Below are 1301 nucleotides of genomic sequence, written 5' to 3'. Positions count from 1 at the left end.
CCAATAACGCGGTTGTCTGCCATCGCGGCAATCATACTAATGATCATGTCGGGTCCTTATACTATCGGTCTGCGGCGGTAGAATAACAGCCCAGGAACTGCGAGGCCAACTGCTAAACCAGCAATAATAAACATGGCTTTAAGAAAGTTCTCCATGCAGGTCGCAATTAACTCTGGCGAGTAACCCAAATGGTTAATCTCCACCATCGCAATCATCGCTTTGTAAGCAAAAACGCCCGGCACCATAGGTATCAATGCAGCGACAGTAAACACTTTTGGATGAGCCAAAAAGCGGTGAGACCAATGAACCCCTATCATGCCAACCAAGGTGGCAGCGAAGAAGGTCGCCCACTCAATCGGTACTCCAAACTGCATCATCAAGTAACGGCTTCCGTGACCAATCGCACCACCTACCGCGCAATAGATCAAAGCTCGCTGTGGCACATTAAACACCAATGCAAAGCCGACTGCAGGGATGGCAGCAAAAAACATGTCATTGAGCAAACCGAGCGTTAAATCAAAAATATTCATTAAATTGCCCACCCCCAAATACCAGTTACACTCATTGCCGCCACAATGCCCAAACACGTTGCTAACGTCAGCAAACTGGCCATTACAAACCGGGCAATACCCATGTTAATGTGACCTTTTAGCATGTCTGCTACCGAATTAATCAGTGGAAAACCAGGCACCAACATCAATACCGACGATGCCATCGCTACGGTTGGTAAATTACCAATTTGGTAAATTTCAGCTTGAGCAGAAATCAACGTGGTTACAAATGCGGTAGCAGCAAAGTTAAGTAATGGATTGAAGTGACGATGGCCAATCTCTTGGCGCACGATCATGCCACCAGCCGAGGCCAAGAAGGTCATAATAAATACGCCCCAATCGCCACCCGCTAAATGGCTGAATGCCGCGCATGATAAGCCAATCATAAGCACCACTAGCCAGCGGTTGTACCGCTCTGGGCTGATGGTATTCAGTTTTTTCTGCGCCATGGCAGCATCGAGTAACCCGCGCTCCATCATGATACAGATTCGTTGAATTTGCGTAATAACGCGCATGTTGATGCCACGATCGGCACAGCTTCGAGTAGTGGTGATGCAGTGTCCATCCATTACGGTCGTGACAACCAAGGCATTGGCTGAGAGGGCTACAGCCACTTCATGCACGCCACAAGCTAAGCCAATACGACGCATGATATCGCACACAAGCGTACTTTCTGCGCCATGGGCCAACAGCATTTGTCCGGCTTGAGCGACAAGTCGAGAAATGGAGCGTTGGTTAGATACCGTCAAC

2 protein-coding genes are annotated in these 1301 nt (G+C 48.7%); both read right to left on the bottom strand.

Annotated features, from left to right (window positions below; genetic code table 11):
- Nucleotides 1-56: 56 nt before the first annotated feature.
- Nucleotides 57-530, bottom strand: coding sequence for a threonine/serine exporter family protein (locus R7O12_RS25280; RefSeq protein ID WP_005459611.1), 474 nt, complete (start codon nucleotides 528-530; stop codon nucleotides 57-59).
- Complete coding sequence (locus tag R7O12_RS25275) at nucleotides 530-1300, bottom strand: threonine/serine exporter ThrE family protein (RefSeq protein ID WP_318126808.1); 771 nt, start codon at nucleotides 1298-1300, stop codon at nucleotides 530-532. The genes R7O12_RS25280 and R7O12_RS25275 overlap by 1 nt, the downstream gene beginning before the upstream one ends.
- Nucleotide 1301: the final 1 nt, after the last annotated feature.

Source organism: Vibrio sp. Vb1574, assembly GCF_033338675.1.
Note: the sequence above shows the minus strand (reverse complement) of the source record. Positions and strands in the feature narration are given on the sequence as shown.